The sequence below is a fragment of the Caballeronia sp. dw_276 genome (assembly GCF_018449635.1).
Taxonomy (GTDB): Bacteria; Pseudomonadota; Gammaproteobacteria; order Burkholderiales; family Burkholderiaceae; genus Caballeronia.
The window spans coordinates 84,510-107,460 of record NZ_JAAVUV010000010.1 but is presented as its reverse complement, the minus strand read 5'-3'; the positions used below and the strand labels follow the sequence as shown (position 1 = coordinate 107,460).

The following is a 22,951-nucleotide window of genomic DNA, read 5'->3' as shown; positions in this document are numbered from 1 at the left end:
ACCCAGTTTCCTTTCAAGCCGTTACCCTTACGTCTGCCCATATGCGCGCCTTGCGCGCGCATTCAGTTACCATTTCGGACCCGTTTCGCTTGGGCGCCATTGGCGCCGGAAACGCGCAGCCTCCGACAGGAATCCAGAGCAGATGCCGCACACCCGAATCCCCGTTTTTTATCGACGATCCGCGCTTGTCGTGGTGTTGGCGCTTGCCGGCTGTGCCGTCGGCCCCGATTACAAACGGCCCGATGCCCCCATCCCCGCCGCTTATAAAGAAGCGCCCGAAGGCTGGAAGGTCGCGCAACCGGCTGACCGCATCGATCGGGGAAACTGGTGGACCATCTTTGACGACGCCCAACTCAACGAACTCGAAGGGCGGCTGAATACATCGAATCAGACGATCGAGCAGTTTGCGGCGACGTATCGGCAAGCGCGTGCGCTCGTGTCAGAAGCACGTTCGGCGTATTTCCCGACGGTGGGATTGTCCGCGTCAGGAACGCGGTCGGGGTCGGGCAGCCGGTCCACGAACTCGCAGTTTTCCAGTAACGGCGTGAGCAATTCGTACAACCTTGGGCTGGATGCATCGTGGGAACCGGATCTTTGGGGTACCGTCAGCCGCACGGTGAATGCGCAGCGTGCCGGCGAGCAAAGCGCCGCCGCCGACCTCGCCAACGCGCGGCTCTCGGCGCAGGCCACACTCGCGCAGACGTACTTCCAGTTGCGCTCGCTCGACGCGCAGCAAAAGCTTCTCGACGATACCGTCGCCGCCTACCAACGCACGCTGCAACTCACGCAAAATCAATACGCGCAGGGCACGATCGCGCGCTCGGACGTGATTCAGGCGCAGACGCAATTGCAATCGGCGCAGGCGTCGGCTATCGACAACGGTGTGTCGCGCGCGCAATTCGAACACGCGATTGCCGTGCTGGTGGGCGAGCCGGCATCCACGTTCAGCATCGCGTCATCTCCGCTCGATGCAACGCCGCCCACCATTCCGTCGGATCTGCCATCGTCCATTCTGGAGCGACGGCCTGACATTGCTTCAGCCGAGCGCAAGGCGGCGGCGGCGAACGAGCAGATCGGCGTGGAGATTGCAGCGTTTTTCCCGACGTTGACGCTGTCGGCATCGGGCGGGTTCCAGAGTTCGGTGTTCTCGCAATTGCTGCGCGCACCTTCGCAATTCTGGACGCTCGGACCAAGCATTGCCGCGACGCTCTTCGATGGCGGTTTGCGCGCCGCCCGTACAGAAGCCGCGCGCGCGGCGTACGACGCGTCGGTCGCGTCGTATCGTCTGGCGGTGCTGACGGCGTTCCAGGACGTCGAGGACAATCTCGCGTCCATCCGCATTCTTGCCAACGAGATCGTGGTTCAGCAGCAGGCGGTCGCGTCGGCGCAGCAGGCGCTGGACATCGTCACCAATCAGTACAAGTCGGGCACAGTCGGGTTCATCAACGTGCTGACCGCGCAGACCACGGCATTCACCGCGCAGCAAAAGCTCGCGAGTATCGCCGGTCAGCGGATGGTGTCTTCGGTGGGATTGATCAAGGCGCTTGGCGGCGGCTGGGAAACCGCACAAATGAACGAGGAAACCGGGACGGCGGCAGCGCCCGCTGCGGCGGCAAGCTCAAGCTCAGCGCTTACATCCGGTCCGGTTTTGGCCAAGCAGTAATCAAGGTGCGCCTGACCGGTTGAGCGTCAGCTCGACGGTATCCGGTCCAGTATGCCGGCCGAGCAGGTTCAGCAACCCTGCCAGGTTCTCGCGCGCTTCCGGCGCCGACGTCGCCACGCCGCTGAACGAACTCGAACCCTGCGATACCGCCCCTTGCCCGGTCAGCATCAACGGCCCGCGCGCGGTCGTCAGGTTGATCGTGCCCGACTGCCCTTCCGCCTGAAACACCACCCGATATGACCCGAGCGGCTTCACGCGCGACACGCGCGAAGACATATCGTCGAGCGTCACGATCACCTGGCCGTACGTATTGCGGCCAAGCACGCGCCAATCGGTCCACGTCAGACGCACGTTGCCGTCCGGATCGAGCGTATTGAACGGCGCGCCCAAACCGCTGAGCAAACTCGCCGGCACCGCAATGGACCCCGACGATAATGTCGACCCTTTCGGGCTTGCATCGACGAAAACCGGGTCCGGCATGGCTTCCGTCTGGCCCATCTGCATGCGCACGTGACCGGTGAACAGCGGCCAGAACGCCGTACGCCATTCAACGCGTCCCGGCAACAAGGTCGCCCCTTCGCCCCCGCCGCCGGTGGCGAGCATCAAGGTAGCCGAGCCTTTCCAGAGCGAACCGGCCGGATCGACGAGATTGACGTGACCGCCCGTGTTCTTGCCGAACTGCGGCACGATCCACGCGGCAGGCAGCATGACAAATAACGTGACGATCACCGATACAACCGCCACCGCGACCCACGGCCAGGCGGCAAGAAGCCGTCGTGTTCCGTAGTTCATTGTCCCTGGGCCGGTTGCAACGATGCCGTCAGATCCACTTGGCCATCGGGTTTTTGCGCCGTGATATGCGCCTCGTTGACCTGCACTTTGTACTGCTTGCGGACATCGTCGAGCCAGACGGTCCACTCGGGAAACGACACGTTCTTCAACTGGAACTGCACGGCCGCGCCGACGACCTGGACCTGTGTCGCGGGCATGCTGTTGTCGGCGAGAGACTTGGTCAGCGCGTCGCGCAGCGCGCCGCCGGTCGGCGTGGCGCCTTGCGCGCTGCCGGTCAGCGAGCGCGCTTCGTTGGCTTGCGCCGTCATCTGGGCGAGCTGCGCCTGCATGCGCGGCAGCGATTCGCGCAGCCGCGCACGGCCTTCGTACGCAGGCGCCCACAAAACGAGATACACGATGACAATAGCCAGCGCCGCCCCGCCCCACATCAGGATGGTCTTTTCGCGCTGGGTCCGGGCGGACCAGAATTCGTTGGCGGTATCGGTGATTGCCTGTTTCATTGGCCGCTCCTGACGGACCACTTGCCCGTGTTGGTATCGATCGCGCCGGTCAGTCCGTTTGCAATCAGACGCCGTTGCAGGCCGGGATCGACCTTGGTTTCAGGCTTGAAGGTCACGTCGAGTTTCCTGTCGCGATAATCGAGCGCCGCAATGCCATTGACCGGAATCGGTCCGAGCGCGCGCGCGAAGGCATCGGCGATCGAGAGGAAATCCGATGGCGACAATTGCCCCGATGCCAGCCGCAACCGGTCCAGCTGGCGCGCCATCTGGTCGGGTGCGTCGAGCACGACGGTGGTTTTCGGGAACGTGTTCAGCAGCAATTCGGTCATCTGCGCGTTGATCGCGTCGCGTTGCCGGGCGAGCTGGATCCACTGGATGTTGATGCCGATCATCGACACGATCAGCGCCCCGGCGAGAAGCGCCACCGGCACTTTCAAGCGGCGCATGGTCGCGCGGTCGAGGCGCCACGGCTGGGCGGCGAACTCGAACTGGCACAGGTCGAAGCGGTTCGTGAGCGCGTTGCGCGCGAGCACTTCAAAGGGCAGCGGTTCGGCGTCCGGAATCGCGACGCGCGAAGAAACCGATGCAAGCCGTGGCTCCGCACCGGGTACATCGCGCAGGGCGTACAGCGTCATGGGCTGCGCGCCGGCGAGTGCGCCGAGCGTTGTGGAGACGGCATCGGCGGGAATCGCGAGACCTTCGCCGAGCGCGGCGTGTTCACCGCGCGCAATCGCAATCTCCACGCGCGGCGCGGCGTTCGGCGGCGGCGCCAGCGCATCGCCGCCGAGCAATGCGGGCGCGGTCGGAATCACCTCGCCCAGAACGCCCGCAACGAACGGATTGGGCACGTCGGGATCGCTTTCATGCAGCGGCAGGCAACGCATTGCCGGCACGGCTTTCACATTCCGATGCCCGCCGTTCGCGAACGCTTCCATCAAGAACCGGAACCAGCCGCGATCGATGACCGCCATCACGCGCCGCCCGCTTGCCAGCGCAACGGGATCGACGGCGATGTGACACGTCTGCGGGTCCTGGATCAGCTGATCCTCGACCACGTTCGGCAAGGCCTGGCGCAGACGCGGCCCTTTCAGCGGGGGCAATAACGCGGCGGTCAGCAACAGGTCGCGCGCAGCGACGATCAGCACCGTGGCGCTTGCACGCGGCAAGAGCCCGAGCGCGGCGCGACCGGCGCGTTGCGTGACGTTGCGCTTGTCCAGCAGCAAAAACGGCAGCTCCGGCAAATGCCATTCTTCGGAGCGCACCGCCGGATCGCGCGGCGGCAGTAGGACGATCAATGTGCTCAAAGGCCGCTCTCTTCTCTTCGGGTATGGGTGTTCAGTGCTTGAAGGATATTCACTGTACTTCGCATCAAAGCTGGTCGCGCACATAAACGATACGCGTTGTGTGCGTCGCCGGATCCCGATACAGCAATGTGGTCCGGTCCACTTCCGCGCGCTCGTGCTCAACGCGGCCATGGATCAGGAAGTACTTCGTTGTCACGTCCATCTGGTTCATATCGATGCCATCCGACTTCACGCCCGCGCCGGTCAGCGCGAGTTGCACGTTGCCGACATCGTGGAAAAACACAGTCTCGCGCCGCGCCACGAACGCCTGCGCCTGCGAAAGCGACATGCCCGGCACCGTCGCCGCGACCACTTCGGCGGTCGCGGTGTTCATGTTCACCGACGTCGTGGTCGGCAGCACGGTCACGAACGGCCGCAATTTATCCACGATTTCCGGCGAGAAACCCGGCACGTCGAGCAGGGACTCCACGTTGATCATCTGCAGCGGCGCCACGGGCGCGTTGCTGTCGGCGTCGGCGAGGCCCGGGTCGTCGGTGAAATTGCCGCCGCCTGTACCGCCGCCCGCGGCAAGTCCCTGGACCGCCGCCTGCTGCGAAGTGGCCGCGGACGTGCCTTGCGTCTGAAACCGCGTCGCCGATTGCGCCAGCCCCGCGCGCAACTGCAAGGCCACGGTTTTCGCGAGCGATCCGTTGAGCCCCAGCAGCGTCAACAACCGCTGAAACGACTGGATCTCTTCCACGTTGATGGTCAGCAAACCCGGCGTTGGCGTGGAAACGAGATTGCGCAGGTTGAACTTGGCCTGCGCGTCTTCAATCGATCCCGACAAATACGTCGATGCCCCCTGCTGCGCCCGCACCTCGCCAATCTGCCCGAGGAAATCCGACAAGCGTGTCTTCGCGATCGGCACGCCCCACACGCCGCCGAGATACGTGACGTTCGGCGCGGTATCGGCTTCCGAGCGCAGGATCAGGCGCGTCCAGTCGAGCGCGCTGCGCGAAATCCATTGCGCCTGCGAAAGCAGCCGCTGGTTCTCGATGCGGCGGATCTGCACTTCCTGCCGCCACAACAACCCGGACACGATGATCGCCGACAACGCCACCACCAGAAGCGCGCTGATGATCGCAACGCCTTGTTCCTTGCGTGCAGCCTTCATCGACGAAACGCGCGTCATCATCATTCTCCGACCAGGAAAACGCGCGTGATCGGCGCCGCAAGATTGTGCGCGCCGACCGCAATCTGAATGCCGGTCACGGCGCGCGGCAATGGCGCGTTGCCAAGTTGCGGCACTTTCAGGTTGTTGTCGTTTTGCGTGATCTGCGAGGTCACGTCCGCCATCCTCATCGTCCAGCCGGTTTTGGGCACGTATGCGCGCGTGGCGAAGGTCGTGACGCCGGCCATCAGCGGAATCGATGACCAGCCGTCCGCCCCGTCTCCCGCCGACAAAGCCCGCCGCACTTCGCCAATATTCCCAAGCGGCGGCGATGCAAACCGCACGACCAGCCCATTGCTCAGCCGGTATCGAATCACTTGCAAACGCGGCGCCGAGCCCGCCGCGTACACGCCGCGCACGATCTGCAGCGAATTCCCGCCAATCGATACCGCCGCCTGGCCGGCTTCGTCGTCGGTTGCGGCCTGGCGGGCGTCTATGCGCATCTGGTCGAACAGTTGCTGCACCACGCGCTCGTCTTCCATCGCGTTCGTGATGGTCGTGCGGCCGCGCATGATCTGGTCGAGACCGCGCCACGACAGCACTGCGATCACCGCCAGGATCGCGATTGCGACCAGCATCTCGATCAGCGTGAAGCCACGATCGCCGCGCGCGCCGCGAACAGGCCGCTTAGAGCGAACGATTGGTTTCATTCGCCACCACCATGACCATTTGCGCGAGATTGCCGGGCCGGCCGGGCGACGTGACGAACACTTCCACTTTCCTGAAGATCGGATTCGGCGTGGACGTCACGCGATCCGTGCAAACCAGCTTCAAATTCCCCTGCGAACAATCAAATGTCTTCGTGCCGATTTCCGGCCACACATGCGTCAGCCGCAACTGCGCGAGCTCGTTGTCGGCGCTCCATCCGGCGAGCAGCCTGTTGTGCAGATCGGCCTCGCCGGTGGCGAGAGAACCCACCGCCCGAAGCGATGCCGCCAGCGCCACCGCGATGATCGCCAGCGCGACGAGCACTTCGATCATCGTGAAACCGCGTGCGCGTTTTGTGCGTGAAAACTTCGCCATCACCGCACCCGATACCGGCCGTTGCCCGTACCCACGATCGTCGCGCGTCCGACCGCCGAGACGATGGTCACTTCCATGGGGGTATCGATGGCTTCCGTGCCGAACACCAGCCGGTTCGCTTCCTGATCCGAGCCCAGATACTGAATCGTCACGCCGGTCACGCCGCCTTCCCAGCGGCGCGGTCGCAGCAAGTCGTCGCGCAACGGCCGCCAGCCGTCCTCGGTACGGACATCGAAACGAAAACCGCCGTCGAGCGGCTGCCACGCGATCGGCCGCGCGCGCACTTGCGCCTCGTCGCCCGCCGATTCAAACAAAAGCGCGAGCCGCTGCGCTTCTTCGTTCAGGTCGGTGCGCGGGTTGCGCGTCAACTGCAGCGAGGCCAGCGATACCAGCAATCCCGCGATCACCAGCACCACCAGCATTTCCAGCAACGTGAAACCCGCTTGCGGCCGCGCCTTCGCCGCGCGCTGCGGCTTGAAGGCTGAACGATCCGGCTCGTGCTGCTGGTTCACGTCGGTTATTTCTATAAAAGAGGCTTATTGCCACGAGCCGACGTCGGCATCATTGCCCTCGCCGCCCGGCTTGTTATCCGCGCCGTAGCTGAACACGTCCACTTCGCCGTGCACGCCCGGGTTCAGATACTGGTATTGCGCGCCCCACGGGTCATTCGGCAGGCGTTCGAGATAACCGCCGTCCTTCCAGTTGTTCGGGATCGGATCGTTGGTCGGCTTTTCGATCAGCGCGCGCAAACCTTGCTCTTGCGTCGGGTAGCGGCCGTTGTCGAGCCTGTACAACTTCATCGCCTGCATGATCGTGCCGATATCCTGCTTCGCCGCCACGCGGCGCGCCTCGTCCGGACGGCTCATGATCTTCGGCACGATCAGCGCCGCGAGAATCCCGAGGATGGCGATCACCACCATGATTTCGATCAGCGTAAAACCGCGCTGACGTTTTTTCTGCGTGCCTTGCGCCGTCTGGAGTGCGTCGCGGCGCTTCATCAACATTTGCATGACTTGATCTTCCTTTCCAATTTGATGTCGTTCACGGCGCTCGCGTATCAGCTGCCCGCGCCGGGATTTCACTGTCTGTCCAGCTGACAACGCGCGGTTGTTGCGGACAGGAAAGCATTCTATAGGTCTGGCGTAAGGTGATTTCGCCTCGACGCCCGCCTTGTTCGATCCCTTTGATCTCGCGCGATATCAACGCACGTAAATTGTCGGTCCCGGCGCGTTCGGCGGCAGGAACACTTCGGAGAGCGCGCCTTTTCTATCGATGATGATCGAGCGCGCCCGCACTTCCTTGATCGTCACGCCTTGGGTAAGCGGTCCGCCGAGCGAAATGGCCTTCGCCGGTTCGCCGCCGTAACTGACGATCGCCGCCGCGCCGTGCTGCAGCGAAAGAATCCCGAACAAGTGCACGTCCTGGTTTTCCTGGCGCTTCAACTGGCCGCCGAACAAGGTGGCCGCAAGTTCCGTCGATGGCGCGCGCCCTGCCGCCGCCGCCGGCAACGGCGCACTCTGATGCGATGTCAGCGTGACGATCCACCAGGTCAGCGTCGCGCAGAAAACGGCGAGCGCGACGAGCGTAAGAAGGCGGGTTTGGAGGGCGTTCATAGGGTCGACTTCTTCACTGCACCAGATTATTCAATTCGATGATCGGCAACATCACCGCCAGCACGATCACGAGAACGACGCCGCCCATCGCGAGGATCAGGAGCGGTTCGAGCAGGCTTGTCAGGAACATGGTGCGGCGTTCGAGTTCACGCGCTTCGCCCTCGGACGCGCGGTCGAGCATGGTCGTCACGTCGCCGGTCGCTTCGCCTGAGCGGATCAAATGCACGAGCACCGGCGGAAACGTCTTCGTATTGCCAAGCGCGCGCGACAGCGACGTGCCTTCGCGCACACGAATGATCGCGTCTTCGACGTTTTCGCTCATCGCGCGGTTGCTCAGCGTTTCGCCGGCGGCTTGCAGCGCACGCAGGATCGGCACGCCGGCCGCTGTCAGGATGGCAAGCGTGCTGGCGAAACGCACGGTGTTATAGCCGCGCACGAGTTTGCCAAGTAGCGGCGCGGTCAAAAGCCATCGGTCGAACGCCATGCGTGGACCAGGCCGCGCGAGCAGTTGCCTGATGAACCAGCTGATAGCGATCACGCCAATCAGCATCGCCCACCAGTAATTCCGGACGAAACCGGAAAGCGCCATCATCGCGATGGTGAGAAACGGCAGCGATTGTTTGGTGCTTGCGAACACGTTCACCACTTGCGGCACGACGTAGCTCAGCAAGAACGTCACGATCCCGAACGCGATCAACGTGACGATCGCCGGATACGTGAACGCGAGCACGATCTTCTGCTTGAGCGCATTGCGTTGCTCGATGTAATCCGCAAGCCGCGACAACACGAGGCCGAGCTTGCCGGTATGTTCGCCCGCCGCCACGAGCGCCCGATAAATCTCCGGAAAGTCGCGCGGATGTTCGGCGAGCGCATTGGCGAACGAATGGCCGCCGAGCACTTCGGCGCGAATCGCGGCCATCAGTTCGCGGATGTAATCGCGCTCCGATTGTTCGGTCAAAACCGAGAGGGTCTCGCCGAGCGGCAAGCCCGCGATCAACAAGCTGGCAAGTTGCCGCGTGAGAATGGCCTGCTCGCGCTGCGACAGACGTTTTCCCAGCGATAACCGCTGTTTGCGCTCACCGCGCGTACGCGACCCTGCCGCTTCTACGACAAGCGGCGTCAGCCCCTGCGTTCTGAGCTGGCTGCGCGCGGAACGGGCGCTGTCGGCATCGAGTACGCCTGTTTGCGACTTGCCCGCCTGATCGATTGCTTCAAAACGAAACGCCGGCATGGATGTTTAATCTCCGCCCGTCACGCGCAGCACTTCTTCCAGCGAAGTCGCGCCAGTCGCCAGCCACCGGTTGGCGTCCTCGCGCAGCGTGCGCATGCCTTGTTCGCGGCCAGCGGTCAAAATTTCGGCATCCGATGCATTGCGGTGAATCAGCGCGCGGATCGGATCGTCGAGCAGCAGTAGCTCGTACACGCCGCGCCGCCCTGCATAGCCCGAGTGGCCGCATTTATCGCAGCCGACCGCATGCCAATGCATATGGCCATTCTCCGTGCGCTGTTCCTTGCACACCGGACACAACTGGCGCACGAGCCGCTGCGCCAGAACGCCAAGCAGCGACGAAGCCAGCAAATACGGTTCGACGCCCATATCGGTAAGACGTGTCACCGCCGATGCCGCGTCGTTCGTGTGCAGCGTCGCGAGCACGAGGTGGCCCGTCAGCGACGCCTGCACCGCAATCTGCGCCGTTTCCAGATCGCGGATTTCCCCGATCATGATGATGTCCGGGTCCTGCCGCAGAATCGATCGCAACGCGCGCGCGAAGGTCATCCCAATGCGCTCGTTCACCTGGGTCTGACCGATCCCGCCCAGGTCGTATTCGATAGGATCTTCCACCGTCATGATATTGGTGGTCGCCGTTTCGAGGCGCGACATCGCGGCGTAGAGCGTGGTTGTCTTGCCGGAACCCGTCGGGCCCGTCACAAGCACGATGCCGTGCGGACGGCCGATCAGCTTGTCGAAGTGAACCAGCGTATCGCGCGCCATGCCAAGCGTTTCGAGATTCAGGCGTTGCGCGTCTTTTTCCAGCAAACGCAGCACAGCGCGTTCGCCGTGACCGGTCGGCAATGTGGAAACGCGCACATCGACGGGACGGCCGCCCACGCGCAGCGTGATCCGTCCATCTTGCGGCAGGCGTTTTTCGGCAATGTCGAGCTGCGCCATGATCTTGATCCGCGAGATCAGCGCGCCGTGCAACGCTTTCTTCGGGCGCACGACGTCGCGCAAAGTGCCATCGACACGAAAGCGCACAACGGACGACGTCTCGAACGGTTCGATATGAATATCCGATGCCTGTTCGCGCGCCGCCTGCGTCAGCAACGCGTTGATCATGCGGATGATCGGCGCGTCGTCTTCCGATTCGAGCAAATCCTCGATCTCGGGAATGTCCTGCATCAAACGCGAGAGATCGACTTCGCCTTCCACTTCACCGACGACTTGCGCCGCGCTGCCGTCGTTGCGCGCATACGCCGAGTTGATCGCGGCGGAAAGCTCGTCCACCGGCAAACGCACAATCGATACCGCGCCAAAATTGCGCGCGACTTCGGCAAGTGCGGCGTCGCTGGTTTTATCGCTGATCCACACTTCGATGCTGTCCGCGTGCTGATGCGCGACGAGAATCTGCCCCGTGCGCGCGAACGCGTACGGAATCAGCCGGGCCGCAAGCGGCGACGGAACACTCGTGGCGACATTCGATGCGGACAGGTTCAACGTACTCACGGCTTGGCTCCCGCATCGCCATTCAGCGGCACGCCCGGCGCCGGATTGTTGTTCGGCACGGCGTAGTTGTTCACGTTCGCGGGCTGCTGCGGCTGAGGAGGCTGCTGATACGGCTGCTGCGGTCCTTCGATTTGTTGCTCGAGCGACTGCTGCTGGCCTCTCGGCGGCTTTGCTTGCGGCAATGTCGAGCTGCCGCCTTGCGACGGCGAGCGCGTCATGTTGTTCCAGTCGAACAGGTTCTGCGACGGCACGCCGCCCTGACTCGGGCCGATCGGCGCCGGCGGCAGGACCGGAACATCGCGATCCTTCTCGATACGGTTATCGGATATCGAGTTGTATTGTTGCTGACGCAGATAATCGTAGCGATCGTTCGAGATCTGCGAACTGGTCGCCTGATCGCGCACGATCACCGGACGCAGGAACACCATCAGGTTGGTTTTCGTCCGCGTCTTCTGCTCGCTGCGGAACAACTGCCCGACCCACGGAATATCGCCGAGCAACGGGATCTTGCTGTTGCTCGTGTTGTACTGGTCCTGCATCAAGCCGCCCAGCACCACAATCTCGCCGTCGTCGGCAAGAATGGTCGACTGAATGGAACGCGTGTTGATGGTCACGCCGCCCGGATTGTTGGTCGTGGTGTTATCGACACTCGAATCTTCCTGGTACAGCTGAAGCTTCAGGATGCCGTCCTGCGTGATCTGCGGTTTCACGTGCAGCGTCACACCCACGTCGCGCCGGTCGAACGTGTTGAATGCGGACACCGACGTGCCCGTGTTCGCCGTCGGCGTGGCGTACGAACCGGTCACGACCGGCACGTTCTGCCCGACCACGATCTTCGCTTCCTCGTTGTCGAGCGTAATGAGGTTAGGCGTTGAAAGAATGTTTGCATCCGCCGATGTCGACAGCGCCTGGAGCAAGCCGCCGAGGCCAAAGAAGTTACCGAACTTGTGCAGCAAGCCGATGTTCAGGCCCTGGGCGAGCAGCCCGGTTTGTCCTGCCAGCGCTGAAGGATTGCTCCCGGCCGCGTACCCGGCGGCGGTCAGGTCGACAATGTTGCTCGAGCCCGTGCCGAAGTTCGAGCCGCCGTAAATGGCGTTGTTGCCGCCCTTCGAGAGCAACGCGCCCTGCCACTGAATCCCGAGATTCGCGCCCGTGGTCGCAGAAAGCTCCACGATCAGCGCTTCGATATAAACCTGCGGACGGCGTGCATCGAGTTGATCGATGACCGCGCGCAAGTTGCGATACACCGGGTCCGACGCCGTGATGATCAGCGAGTTCGTGGATGTATCGGCCTGGATCATGCCGTTGCCGGGCTGATCGTTGCTGCTGTTGCTGTCGTTGTTGTTGCCGAAACCCTTGTCGCTGCTCTGGCCGCCGCCGCCCATTGGATTGCTGCTGGATGCCGAGCTGCTGCCGCCCAGGCCGCCCGGCAACGGCGGCAAGCCGTTCGTGCCAGTGGATGAATTCGACCCGAGGCCGCTCTGGCCAAACGACCCGCCTGAGTTGCTCGACGAACCCGATCCCGAAGAAGATGACGAGCTGTCGCCGCCCTTGCCCATCATCGCGCGCAAGGTCTTGGCGAGGCGTGAGGCGTCAGCGTTGCGCAACGTGACGACGTGCATGTTGCCGGGCTGCGTGGTCGCGGAGTCGAGCTTTTTCGCCAGTTGCTTGGCCGCGGCGAGCCGTGCTCCGCTGGAGGCGCGCAGCAACAGCGAGTTCGTGCGCGAATCGGCGGTAACGGTAACTTTCAGTGTGGCGTCGGTGCTGCCGATCGAACCCGGATCAAGCAACTTGCTCATCTGTTCGGCGACGTCGAGCGCGTTCGCGTTCTTCAGCGTGACGACATCGACCTGACGTCCCGCCGCTGTATCGATACCCGCGATGATGCTGCCGATACGCCGCACGTTGTCGGCGTAATCGGTCACGACCAGCGTGTTGTTCGCCGGATAAGCGGCGATGGTGTTGTTCGGCGAGATCAGCGGACGCAGCACCGGCAACACGTTGTTGGCCGACTCGTTATGCAGCTCGAAGACTTGCGTGATGACCTGGTCGCCCCGCGCGGTCGGCGCGTTGCCTACGTAGGTCGGGACGCCCTGCAGCTTGGCATCGGCTTCAGGCACGACCTTGAGCACTCCGTGATCCTGCACGAGCGAAAAACCTTGCATCCGCAATGCGGACTGGAGCGTCTTCAAGGCCTGGTCCTCCGGGACCGGATTTTCCGATACCAGATTCAATTGCCCTTTGACCCGAGGATCGACGATGATCGTTTTTCCCGTCGCGGCGCCGATCGCCTTCGCGACCTGATCGATGTCCGCGTTGACGAAATTCAGCGTCACCTGTGCGTGCGCAAGTTGCGTGGTGACAAGACCAGCCACCAGCAAGGCCGTCGCGGCGCGACGCAATGCCATACGTTTTCTTCTCATGGAGTGTGATGTCTAGACCTGCTGATAACGCACGTCCGGCGCACCGTTTTTAGCGTCAATTCGACACTTTTACCGCCACGATGATCCGATGCGAACGTTTCCAGGGCCGATGCCCGGGCAATGCCATATCCCAAAAACGTGAACCATAGCAGCTTTTGATGTCGGTTTTGTCACAAAAGCGCTATCAATTGGCTGACGGCACATAATTTTTAAAAACACCTGAAGATTCAAACAATTCCATCGGAACAAAGTAAATTTTTCCTGAGCTTTCCAACCCCTTTTTGGTCATCCTTTCCCCAGCAAGGTGTCTAGGAATTGTCATATTTATGCCGCTTCCCCCGTCCGGGCGACGTCCGCGGACCGAACCGGCATATAAAGCAAAGATCACATGAAACCTTTGCTTGCAAAAAACTTTGTGAGTTATGGCGTTACATGGCTGGCCTATGTCGGACGGCTGAATTTAAAACGCAATAGTCTGCCGGTATGATACGGGCGGATTGGCCTGTTGGATTCGCTTCGTGCGGGTGGGTTTTCCCGTGTTTTCAATGCCTTACCTCGTATTACCCCGCCTTACCCGGTTTTGCCGGGGCGTGAGGGCCGTTGTGTCCCGAGCCTCGCGAAACGAAACGGCGTGCCCAATTTGGGCATGCGGTTGATTGAGTGGACCTAAAGATGATGAAACTCGTGTTGCAACTTTTTGCGCTTGGATTTGGCGGTCTGCTAGTGGCCGCGCCTGCGCACGCGGACTGCTTTGACGAAGCCGCCAAGTACCAGAAAGTGAACCCGCTGATCTTGCGGGCGATCGCGTGGCAGGAGTCGCATAACCAGCCCGACGCCATGAACAAGAACGCGAATGGTTCGATCGATTACGGCCTGATGCAGATCAATTCCATCCATCTGGGTCAGCTCGCGCAGTACGGCATTTCCACCACTACGCTGATGGAACCGTGCAAGTCGGTGTACGTCGCGGCGTGGCATCTGCGCCAGAAAATGAACAAATATGGCAACACGTGGCAGGCGGTCGGCGCGTATCACTCGGAAACGCCGGCGTTGCGCGATCAGTACTCCAAGCAGATCATCGCCATCCTCGGTAAGTGGAAACTGCTGACGGCGTCGCGCTGATCCTTCTGAATTTCCGTTTCGGTTCAATCGTATTTCATCGCATGGCGCGGCGTTCCAGCCGCGTTTGATGCACAATTCCGCGTTCCAGCTCGCCGTCCGAAGAGGCGATTTCCTCCAAAGCGCACCGCGTGAAACGTGGCCGCGCGCGCGAATCAGCGCCTTTCTTTCGATGCCAACCCGATGAACCAACCATTGCCAGTCACCGTACTCGCCGGTCTGCCGGGTGCAGGCAAGACCACGCTCGTCAATCACATCCTCGCGGACCGCGTTGCCTTGCGCATCGCGGTGGTATCGAGTGAGACGGGCGATCTTTCGAACGAGATCGCGCGCGTCGCGGCCGAACAGAATTTCGATGCAATCGTGGTCGAGGCCTCAGGTCACGACGATCCGCAGACGATCGCGGAAAATCTCGTCTTCGATAACGACATTGCCTACCTCGACACCATCGTGACCGTGATCGACGCGCAGAACTTCCCGCGCGATTACGCTTCGACCGACGTACTCGGCCACGACGAGGAAGGCGACCGCACGGTTGTGGAAACGCTGGTCGCGCAAATCGAATTCTGCGATGTCATCGTGATCAACAAAACCGATCTCATCAGCGCGCCTGCGTTGGTCGAGCTTCGCGACATTCTCCACGCGCTCAATCCGCGCGCCGATTTGATCGATGCAAGCTTTGGCGTCGTGCCGTTGAAAGACGTCGTGAATACCGACCGTTTCGACTTCGATGCGACATCGAGCGCACCCGGCTGGCTGGAAATGCTGAACGCAGAACCCGACGCCGCGCCGCTCGTTGCAGCGAACGAATCGGGAATCGGCGGTTTTGTGTATCGGGCGCGGCGGCCATTTCATCCCGAGCGGCTCTGGTCGCTCCTGCATCAGGAATGGACCGGCGTCCTGCGGTCCAAGGGCTTTTTCTGGCTCGCGACGCGCAGCGACATCGGCGGATCGCTTTCGCAAGCGGGCAGCGCGCTGCGGCATGGCCCGGCGGGCATGTGGTGGGCAGCTCAGGACCGCAGCGAGTGGCCGACCGGCGACGCCGAACTCGAAGCCGAAATCGCGGCTGACTGGTTTGGAGACGCCGACGACATGAGCGTTGGCGATCGCCGCCAGGAACTGGCGATCATCGGCAAGGAGCTGGATGAAAAGCACTGGCGCGGCGCCTTCGATGCCTGCCTGCTCACCGACCAAGAATGGTCACAAGGCGCACAAGCGTGGCTTGCGTTCAGCGATCCGTTCCCATCGTGGGAAATGGATGACGACGATCACGATCATGAGCACGACCACGAACACGATCACGGCGACGACTGCGATTGCGGCGCGCACGGACATCATCAGTGACGCAAAAGCAAAGGACGAAAAAAAACCCGCCGGCGGCTGATGCCCGGGCGGGTTACGTGCGCTGAACTACGGTTCGGCGCGGACAATCGGCTGCAACTTACCGCTTGTTCACTGCGTCCTTGAATGCTTTGCCAGCCGTGAACTTCACGGTCTTGGCTGCCGGAATCTTGATGGATTCGCCGGTCTTCGGATTGCGGCCGGTGCGCGCTGCGCGCTTGCCCGAGCCGAAGCTGCCGAAGCCAATCAACTGCACGGCGTCGCCCTTCGAGACAGCCTTTTTGACCACTTCGAGCAACGTGTCCAGCGTTTCGCCGGTTTGAGCCTTGCTGGCGCCGGTCTGAGCGGCCACGGCGTCGATCAGTTCCTGTTTATTCATTAAGGTTCCTTTATCAGTTTAGGTTGACACGAACAGCGCGAACGCGCCGATTATACGTGCGCGGGCCTTGCAGTCGAGTACTGGCGCGGGTCGAGCCTCCTGGCCCGCTGTTCCGGCAAACCCTCAACCCCCGGCAGCCTGGCCGCCTCCGTACTCGGCGGTTGTTATCATAACGCAGCGCAAACCCAATCAGGACAAGGGTTTCGAAGATTTACGCATGATCCGGCAGGGTCGCAAACCTTTGCTATGAATTTGCATCCGCAAGCAATGATTTTGCTCGGCGGGCCATGGCCGTCGTTGGTTTTTGCCAACGCTTACGTAAATGTTCGGCCTGATTGTACGCAAAGCCTTGCCCCTATTGGGTTTCCGGGGCGCGAACAAACATCCCGGAAACATACGGAAAGGGGTCGCTTCGCGCGTCATTTATCGGGTTCATCTCATTAGTTGGGTTTTCAAGCTGACGCATGATCGATTCTGTACGCAACGCGCCCCTTCTCCTCGACCGTTCTCGCTGGGCCGGACGGCGCAATTTCACCGTTCTCCATACGCAATTCGATGCAGGCCGGCGGTTTATCGACACATGGAGCGCCTGGCGCGACGATCCGCAGCGTTGCGAGCGCCTGCATTTTGTAGCAGTTGCGGCGCTGGATTCGATGACCACGCCTCCCGTGATGGCCGATCAGCCGGCGTTATCGAAGCTTCTGGCCGATGCGTGGCCAATGCCCGTTGCAGGGGTTCATCGGCTGGAATTCGATGATGGGCACGTCGTGCTGACCCTCGCTGCCGGCGACGCGCAAAGCATGTTGCAGAAACTATGGATGCGCGCGGATTCGTTCTATCTACATAGCGCTGCGTTCGGGGAAACGCTGCCGTTTGTTGCGAAGGCTTTGGCGCGCATTGCCGGCGACAACGCCACCCTTTGCGCGGATGCTCATCCAGAATTGCCCAAAGCTTTGAACGACGCGGGCTTCAAAATCGATGAAAGCTCCCACTATGTGAACGCCCGGTTTGCGCCGCGCTGGCGTGTGCGGCGGCATAAACCGCCCACGGCGTTCCCGCCAGCCGAAAACAAAGCCACACGGCACGCGATGGTCATCGGCGCCGGGCTGGGTGGTTGCGCGATCACGGAGCGACTGGCATCGCGCGGATGGCGGGTCACGCTGATCGACCGGCACGCAAGCCCTGCCCGCGATGCGTCCGGCAACCCCGCCGGCGTATTTCACCCGATCGTCTGGCGCGACGACAGCATCGCCGCCCGCCTCACGCGCGCCGGATTCCTCTACGCGCTGCATCGATGGTCCGTGCTCGAACAAAATGGCCACGACCTCAGACGCAGCCGCGACGGCCTTCTGCAAATTGCCGACTCGGCGGAAGACGCGCTTGCCATCGCGTCGGCGATCACGCGCTTCGGCCTGCCGCGCGCCTACATAAACGCGGTCGATGAACACGAAGCCAGCCGCCTTGCCGGCCAGCCGGTCTCGCGTGCGGGATGGTTTTTTCCCCAAGGTGGCTCGATTTCGCCAGGCGCCGTGTGCGTGGCGCAATGCGCGGTTGCCGGCGATCGGCTGACGTCGCACTTTGGCCTGCAAATTGATCGCATCGAACACAAGAACGGCGTATGGACGGCCTTCGATGCAACCGGACGGTTCATCGCCGAAGCACCGGTTGTGATCCTCGCAAACGCCGGCGATGCGCAACGCCTCGCCGGTTTATACGGCCAACCGACGCGCGGGGTCCGTGGGCAGCTCACTGTGCTGGACGCAAGTCCGCTCGACGGCTTGCGCGTCCCGATGGTCGGCGACGGTTACGCCGTGCCGCTCGATCAGCACAAGACCCTGACGGGTGCGACCTACGATATCGACGATACCAACCCGCGTATCGAACCTTCGGGTCATATCGAAAACCTGAAACGCGTGGGCAGGATGCTGCCGGCGCTGAACGGTTTCGCGCCCGGCACGGCCACGCTGGAAGGCCGTGTCGCATTCCGCTCGGTCACGAGCGACCGCATGCCGATGATCGGTTCTCTCGTCGACGAACCCGCCGCCCGAGCCGACGCCGCCCGTCTTTCCGGCGCGTGGCCGCTCGACTTGCCGCGCATGCCGGGTTTGTACGGCGCATTCGCTTTTGGATCGCGCGGCCTGATCTGGGCCGCACTTGCCGCCGAACTGATCGCGGCGCAACTGGAAGGCGAACCTTGGCCAATCGAGCGTGAACTTGCCGAAGCCATCGATCCGGCGCGCTTCTTTCTCCGCGCATTGCGGCAAGGCGAAATAGTCTAAGACCACGTCACACCCCTTATCCACCGTAGCCTGTGGATAAGTCATCGAATTTCGCGCGAATGAGCTGTGTACTCGCTGTGGGCGTAAACGGGACAACTCGGCTGCGAGCGTAAAAGCCGGAAAGTTGTTCGGAGTTCGCCCTCCAGGACGCACATCTTCACGGCGCGCTTATTCGCCCTCCAACCGATTGTTAACAAACACGAAAAGCAGGTTATCCACAGAAAATCGCCGGCCTTGTTAACTACTACTACTTATATATAAACAAAACTTGTAAACCTTAAAACAAGGGTCATCGGCGAGGTCCAAAGTTGGAAAACACCGGTTTCGCCAATCGAACATGGGATTCTTACGGTATAAATTTCCTTCTTCCGAAATGTAAAAATTCATTGTTACCGCTTCACTTCAGCGCTCGCTGAGCGGGTGCAGTCGAGGCCAAGAGCTATGGCACAATCGCCGTTCTTTCGTTTGGCCGCCTTGCCGGCTTATCGCTTTTTTGCTGCATGGCGCGCCAACGCGCGCAGCGGTCACACACGCTGTGAACTCAGCAGCCGAGCCATTTGACCAACGTGTCGAGCCGGCCACACGCAACATCAAACGCAACGAATCGCGGTCCGGGAACTGGTTGCGCATCAGGTATCGCCGGCTGCGGACGAAACGTCCCTTTACCGCCCATCCGCACTAGCTGCAAAGGAGAAGTCCTCACGATGAAGTCGGCCTTTTCATTTCTACCCGCCTGGCCGCTCACACCCGATGCCATTTTCTGGGCCGGGCTTGCGTTGCTGGCGGCTGGCCTCTGTGGTGAATTGCTATGGCGCGCCTGGCGTTTGCCGCGAATTACCGGATATGCCGTCATCGGCCTGATTGCAGGCAATGCGGGCTTTGGTGTTATCGATGTCAGTTCTGCAGGTCTTTCACGACCATTGCTCGATGTAGCGCTCGGCCTGCTTCTGTTCGAACTCGGCAGCCGGCTCGATTTGAAGTGGATTCGCCGTAATCCGTATCTGATCTTGTCGAGCATTGCGGAAAGCACGCTGACATTCGGCTTCGTCCTGATCGCGCTGACCTTGTGCAAGGTTCCGACCATGCCGTCCGTCGTGATCGCCGCGATTGCCATGGCCACGTCGCCGGCGATGGTGATCCAGCTTCGCACCGAACTGCGCGCCGAAGGTCAGGTCACGCAGCGCCTTCTGACGCTGACCGCGCTCAACAGCATGTACGCCGTGGTCGTCGAAAAGCTCGCCGCCGGCGTCCTGCATCAGGAGATTTACGGCAATACGCTGGCGACCATCGTGCAGCCGCTTTATTTGCTGCTCGGTTCGCTCGTGCTCGCGCTCGGTCTCGCGCTTGCGTGCAACCTGTTGTACCGGCGGCTCAATACGAACGACGAACATTCCTTCGTCGCGCTGTTTGGCCTCGTGCTGCTGGCGATTGCAATTGCGCACGTGTTCAAGCTGTCGACGATTCTCGCGCTGCTCGCGGCCGGCATTATCGTGAAGAATTCGAATGACCGGCCGCAGCTCTGGCCGACCCATTTCGGCACCGCCGGCTGGCTGCTGACTGTGATCCTGTTCGCATTGACGCTGACCGCGTTCGAATGGCGCGATATCGCGCTTGGCGGCGTCGCGGCGCTGGCGCTGATCGTTGCGCGGTTTATCGGCAAGCTGGCCGGTGTGCTGATTTTCGCGAAGCCGAGCGGGCTGAACTGGAAGCAGGGCGCGGCGCTCGGCGTGGCGCTCACGCCCATGTCGGCGCTCGCCTATCTTCTCGTGGACGATATGTACGTGCTGTATCCCGATTACGACCCGACATTGCGCGCGATCGTCATGTGTTCGATCGTCATATTGCAGATCGTTACGCCGTTTCTGGTGTATCGAAGCCTGTCGGCAGTCGGTGAGCGGCGCGAGTAAGTCGCCGGGTAAGTTGCTTTAACAAGGCTTTGTCAATCAAGAGGCACCATGTCACTCGAACCTTTCATCAATTCGGAGCCGTTTACGTTTGGCGTCGAACTCGAGATCCAGGTCGTCAACACGCACGACTACGACCTGACCAAGGCCGCGTCCGACCTGATGCGCCTCGTCAAGGACGAAAAAATCCCCGGCAGCATCACGCCGGAGATCACGGAAAGCATGATCGAGCTGTCCACGGGCATCTGTACGACGCACGAACAGGCCGTAACGGACCTTCACAAGATCCGCGACACGCTCGTGGCCGCCGCTGACCACCTGAACGTCGGGCTGTGTGGCGGTGGCACGCACGCCTTCCAGCAGTGGAGCGACCGCCAGATCTTCGATACACCGCGGTTCCAGTATCTTTCCGAGCTCTACGGTTATCTCGCGAAGCAGTTCACGGTGTTCGGGCAGCACGTGCACATTGGTTGCCCGGATCCGGACAGCGCGCTGTTCCTGCTGCATTCCATGTCGCGCTTCATTCCGCATTTCATCGCGTTATCGGCTTCGTCGCCGTATGTGCAAGGCGTCGATACCGGCTTTCATTCCGCGCGCCTGAATTCCGTGTTTGCGTTTCCGCTGTCGGGCCGCGCGCCGTTCACGCTGACCTGGGACAGCTTCGAGGAATATTTCTCGAAGATGGTCAGCACCGGCGTGGTCAACAGCATGAAAGATTTTTATTGGGATATCCGCCCGAAGCCGGGTTTCGGGACCATCGAAGTGCGTGTGATGGACACGCCGTTGTCCGTGGATCGTGCTGCGGCGATTGCCTGCTACATCCAGACGCTCGCCCGATACCTTCTGCTCGACAAGCCGTTGACGTTGAAAGAAGACGATTACCTCGTCTACACGTTTAACCGTTTCGAGGCGTGCCGCTTTGGTCTGGAAGGCAGTTGCATCGATCCACAAACGGGCGAACGACGCACGATCGCAGAAGACATTCTCGCGACGCTCGATGTCATCGCGCCTCACGCCGATGCCCTCGGTTCGAACGAGGCGCTCCGTCAGGTGGGCGATATCGCCCGCAGCAACATGAACGATGCAACCTGGCTGCGTGGCGTTTTCGATCGGGAACGCTCGCTGCACGAAGCCGTTCGTCAGCAATGCTTGCAGTGGCGCGAATGAAGGAGATCTGCAAGGCTTCTGTACAAACCCGCCGACTGGCGGGTTTTTTTTCGTTGTTTTAGTTACAGCGAATAATCATTTTCCAGGCGATCTTCAAACCGGCAGCGCGCCTCTAAGGTTTACTGTCGTGAAGTCGTATACATACGTAATAGTAGTTAACAAGCAAGGCCTGATTCTGTGGACAACCGTCAAAAACGTCGTTTACTCAACAGTTTGGAGTGCGCATAACTGTAGGGCCAACGTCTGCACGAACGCGGGGAAAACGGGATAACACGCAAGCCGTTTTTGACGGACGCCGGGTTATCAAGAATCGGCGCACATCGGATAATGCGGTTATCCACTGCCTTATCCACACGCTTTCATGAATAACTAAGGTGTACGTTTGTTCCGCCTCGCTTAGAATGTCGGTTTTGGGGCGGGTCATACCGGCGGGGGTAGTTAGCCGGTAAAAACAAAATGGCGTTCGAGGTTGTCGAAGAGGCGCCGCCAAAAAGCATGAAGCATGATCCGGACGACGAACGAGTAGCATCGCTTGCTTCGTCCGAATTTTGAGACGGTGGTAGATAAGATAGGATTCGCCGGTCGGACTAGCCGGCGATCGAGCCAGCAGCGGCTTTGGCAAAACGAGCGGGGTCTGACGTTTTGCCGGTGTACAAAGTTGCTGCCGAACATCAGATAAGCATCAAGAAAGACGAAGCGAACGACTATGAGCGAAGGCGTATACGGAGAGCAGGCCACAGGGCGGGTGACCCACGGCTTGCTGCGGTTGAGCACGGCAATGCGCAGCCAGGCATGGGAATGGGCCGAAGGCGCGGGACTCACGCCGACCCAGGGTGAGATTCTCGTGCTGCTGATGCAGCGGCGCGGGCCAATGCGGCTTGGCGAGATTGCACGGGAAACGGCGCTGACCGCGGCGACCACCAGCGACGCTGTCAGCACGCTGGAAAGCAAGGGCCTGGTTGAAAAGCGCCGTGCGCTCGACGATGGCCGCGCGCTTGCCGTGCGCCTGACCGCGCGCGGCCGTACTGCTGCGAAGAAGGCGCTGGTCTGGCCTGAGTTCCTGACGAAAGCCGTCGGCACGCTGAAAGCCGATGAGCAGACGCAGCTGTACAGGAGCTTGCTCAAGACCATTCGACAGCTCGAAGTCGTGCAGCAAATTCCGCCGCACCGCATGTGCCTGAGCTGCACGCACCTCGAAGCGAGCAAGAATCCCAAGAAGACGCCGCATCACTGCAATCTGCTGAACATCGACATGGGCGATACCGACCTGCGTCTGGATTGTTCGGTTTATGAAGAAGGCGATCTTTCCAAGCAGAAGAAGAACTGGAAGATTTTCGCGCAGGTCGCGTAATCGTCCCTGCTTGACCAGACCAGTTCGACGAGACGGCTCCCTTTTGCGAGCCGTCTTTTGTCATTCTTGCTCGCCGCCTTGCATCTCGCGTTGAGCGCGGAGCAATCGAGTCTCGGTTAGACTATTTCGACGCGCTTGATCGGAGCGCTCGACGCTCG

Annotated in this window: 20 protein-coding genes; 7 read left to right on the top strand and 13 right to left on the bottom strand. The window is 61.3% G+C overall.

Features of this window, described 5'->3' with window-relative positions:
• The first annotated feature begins 142 nt into the window (after positions 1-142).
• Complete coding sequence (locus HB633_RS21070; protein WP_213780093.1) at positions 143-1,663, top strand: efflux transporter outer membrane subunit; 1,521 nt, start codon at positions 143-145, stop codon at positions 1,661-1,663.
• Here HB633_RS21070 and HB633_RS21065 read toward each other — a convergent pair whose 3' ends face one another.
• The 12 genes from HB633_RS21065 to gspD all read right to left on the bottom strand — a co-directional run bounded on the left by HB633_RS21065 (position 1,664) and on the right by gspD (position 13,238).
• A complete protein-coding gene (locus HB633_RS21065; RefSeq protein WP_213780092.1) occupies positions 1,664-2,455 on the bottom strand; it encodes a type II secretion system protein N in 792 nt (263 codons plus the stop codon). It abuts the gene before it with no gap.
• Positions 2,452-2,955 carry a type II secretion system protein M gene (locus HB633_RS21060; RefSeq protein WP_213780091.1) on the bottom strand — a complete coding sequence of 168 codons (504 nt, stop codon included), beginning with the start codon at positions 2,953-2,955 and terminating at the stop codon, positions 2,452-2,454. Before HB633_RS21060 ends, HB633_RS21065 begins: the two co-directional genes overlap by 4 nt.
• Positions 2,952-4,259: a type II secretion system protein GspL gene (gene gspL, locus HB633_RS21055; protein WP_213780090.1), complete on the bottom strand. Its 1,308-nt coding sequence runs from the start codon at positions 4,257-4,259 to the stop codon at positions 2,952-2,954. The genes HB633_RS21060 and gspL overlap by 4 nt, the downstream gene beginning before the upstream one ends.
• Before the next feature lie 64 nt (positions 4,260-4,323).
• A complete protein-coding gene (gene gspK, locus HB633_RS21050) occupies positions 4,324-5,430 on the bottom strand; it encodes a type II secretion system minor pseudopilin GspK (RefSeq protein ID WP_346730345.1) in 1,107 nt (368 codons plus the stop codon).
• 2 nt (positions 5,431-5,432) lie between these two features.
• A complete protein-coding gene (locus HB633_RS21045; protein ID WP_213780088.1) occupies positions 5,433-6,119 on the bottom strand; it encodes a prepilin-type N-terminal cleavage/methylation domain-containing protein in 687 nt (228 codons plus the stop codon).
• Complete coding sequence (gspI, locus tag HB633_RS21040; protein WP_213780087.1) at positions 6,097-6,492, bottom strand: type II secretion system minor pseudopilin GspI; 396 nt, start codon at positions 6,490-6,492, stop codon at positions 6,097-6,099. Before gspI ends, HB633_RS21045 begins: the two co-directional genes overlap by 23 nt.
• Entirely contained in the window at positions 6,492-6,914 is a 423-nt protein-coding gene (locus HB633_RS21035; RefSeq protein ID WP_235527560.1) for a GspH/FimT family pseudopilin, read from the bottom strand. The genes gspI and HB633_RS21035 overlap by 1 nt, the downstream gene beginning before the upstream one ends.
• Before the next feature lie 114 nt (positions 6,915-7,028).
• The gene (gene gspG / locus HB633_RS21030) at positions 7,029-7,490 is read right to left on the bottom strand and encodes a type II secretion system major pseudopilin GspG (protein ID WP_086380880.1); all 462 of its coding nucleotides are present in this window, start codon (positions 7,488-7,490) and stop codon (positions 7,029-7,031) included.
• Between the two features lie 201 nt (positions 7,491-7,691).
• Entirely contained in the window at positions 7,692-8,105 is a 414-nt protein-coding gene (locus HB633_RS21025; protein WP_056358771.1) for a type II secretion system protein N, read from the bottom strand.
• A 13-nt stretch (positions 8,106-8,118) separates the two neighbouring features.
• A complete protein-coding gene (gspF, locus tag HB633_RS21020) occupies positions 8,119-9,336 on the bottom strand; it encodes a type II secretion system inner membrane protein GspF (RefSeq protein ID WP_213780086.1) in 1,218 nt (405 codons plus the stop codon).
• 6 nt (positions 9,337-9,342) lie between these two features.
• Positions 9,343-10,830: a type II secretion system ATPase GspE gene (gene gspE / locus HB633_RS21015; RefSeq protein WP_346730344.1), complete on the bottom strand. Its 1,488-nt coding sequence runs from the start codon at positions 10,828-10,830 to the stop codon at positions 9,343-9,345.
• Complete coding sequence (gene gspD, locus HB633_RS21010; protein WP_213780085.1) at positions 10,827-13,238, bottom strand: type II secretion system secretin GspD; 2,412 nt, start codon at positions 13,236-13,238, stop codon at positions 10,827-10,829. Before gspD ends, gspE begins: the two co-directional genes overlap by 4 nt.
• A 690-nt stretch (positions 13,239-13,928) precedes the next feature.
• Here gspD and HB633_RS21005 point away from each other — a divergent pair.
• Positions 13,929-14,375, top strand: coding sequence for a lytic transglycosylase domain-containing protein (locus tag HB633_RS21005; RefSeq protein ID WP_056358949.1), 447 nt, complete (start codon positions 13,929-13,931; stop codon positions 14,373-14,375).
• Positions 14,376-14,555: 180 nt separating this feature from the next.
• Positions 14,556-15,716: a GTP-binding protein gene (locus tag HB633_RS21000; protein WP_213780084.1), complete on the top strand. Its 1,161-nt coding sequence runs from the start codon at positions 14,556-14,558 to the stop codon at positions 15,714-15,716.
• A gap of 97 nt (positions 15,717-15,813) precedes the next feature.
• Here HB633_RS21000 and HB633_RS20995 read toward each other — a convergent pair whose 3' ends face one another.
• Positions 15,814-16,092 carry an HU family DNA-binding protein gene (locus HB633_RS20995; RefSeq protein WP_031364544.1) on the bottom strand — a complete coding sequence of 93 codons (279 nt, stop codon included), beginning with the start codon at positions 16,090-16,092 and terminating at the stop codon, positions 15,814-15,816.
• Between the two features lie 464 nt (positions 16,093-16,556).
• Between HB633_RS20995 and mnmC the strand changes: the two genes are divergently transcribed.
• From mnmC to HB633_RS20975, 4 genes are all read left to right on the top strand, one after another.
• Complete coding sequence (gene mnmC, locus HB633_RS20990) at positions 16,557-18,371, top strand: bifunctional tRNA (5-methylaminomethyl-2-thiouridine)(34)-methyltransferase MnmD/FAD-dependent 5-carboxymethylaminomethyl-2-thiouridine(34) oxidoreductase MnmC (RefSeq protein WP_213780083.1); 1,815 nt, start codon at positions 16,557-16,559, stop codon at positions 18,369-18,371.
• Positions 18,372-19,075: 704 nt separating this feature from the next.
• On the top strand, positions 19,076-20,278 hold the full coding sequence (locus HB633_RS20985) for a cation:proton antiporter (RefSeq protein WP_213780082.1): 1,203 nt from the start codon (positions 19,076-19,078) through the stop codon (positions 20,276-20,278).
• A gap of 48 nt (positions 20,279-20,326) precedes the next feature.
• Positions 20,327-21,442, top strand: coding sequence for a YbdK family carboxylate-amine ligase (locus tag HB633_RS20980; protein ID WP_213780081.1), 1,116 nt, complete (start codon positions 20,327-20,329; stop codon positions 21,440-21,442).
• 706 nt (positions 21,443-22,148) lie between these two features.
• The gene (locus HB633_RS20975) at positions 22,149-22,793 is read left to right on the top strand and encodes a MarR family winged helix-turn-helix transcriptional regulator (RefSeq protein ID WP_213780080.1); all 645 of its coding nucleotides are present in this window, start codon (positions 22,149-22,151) and stop codon (positions 22,791-22,793) included.
• Positions 22,794-22,951: the final 158 nt, after the last annotated feature.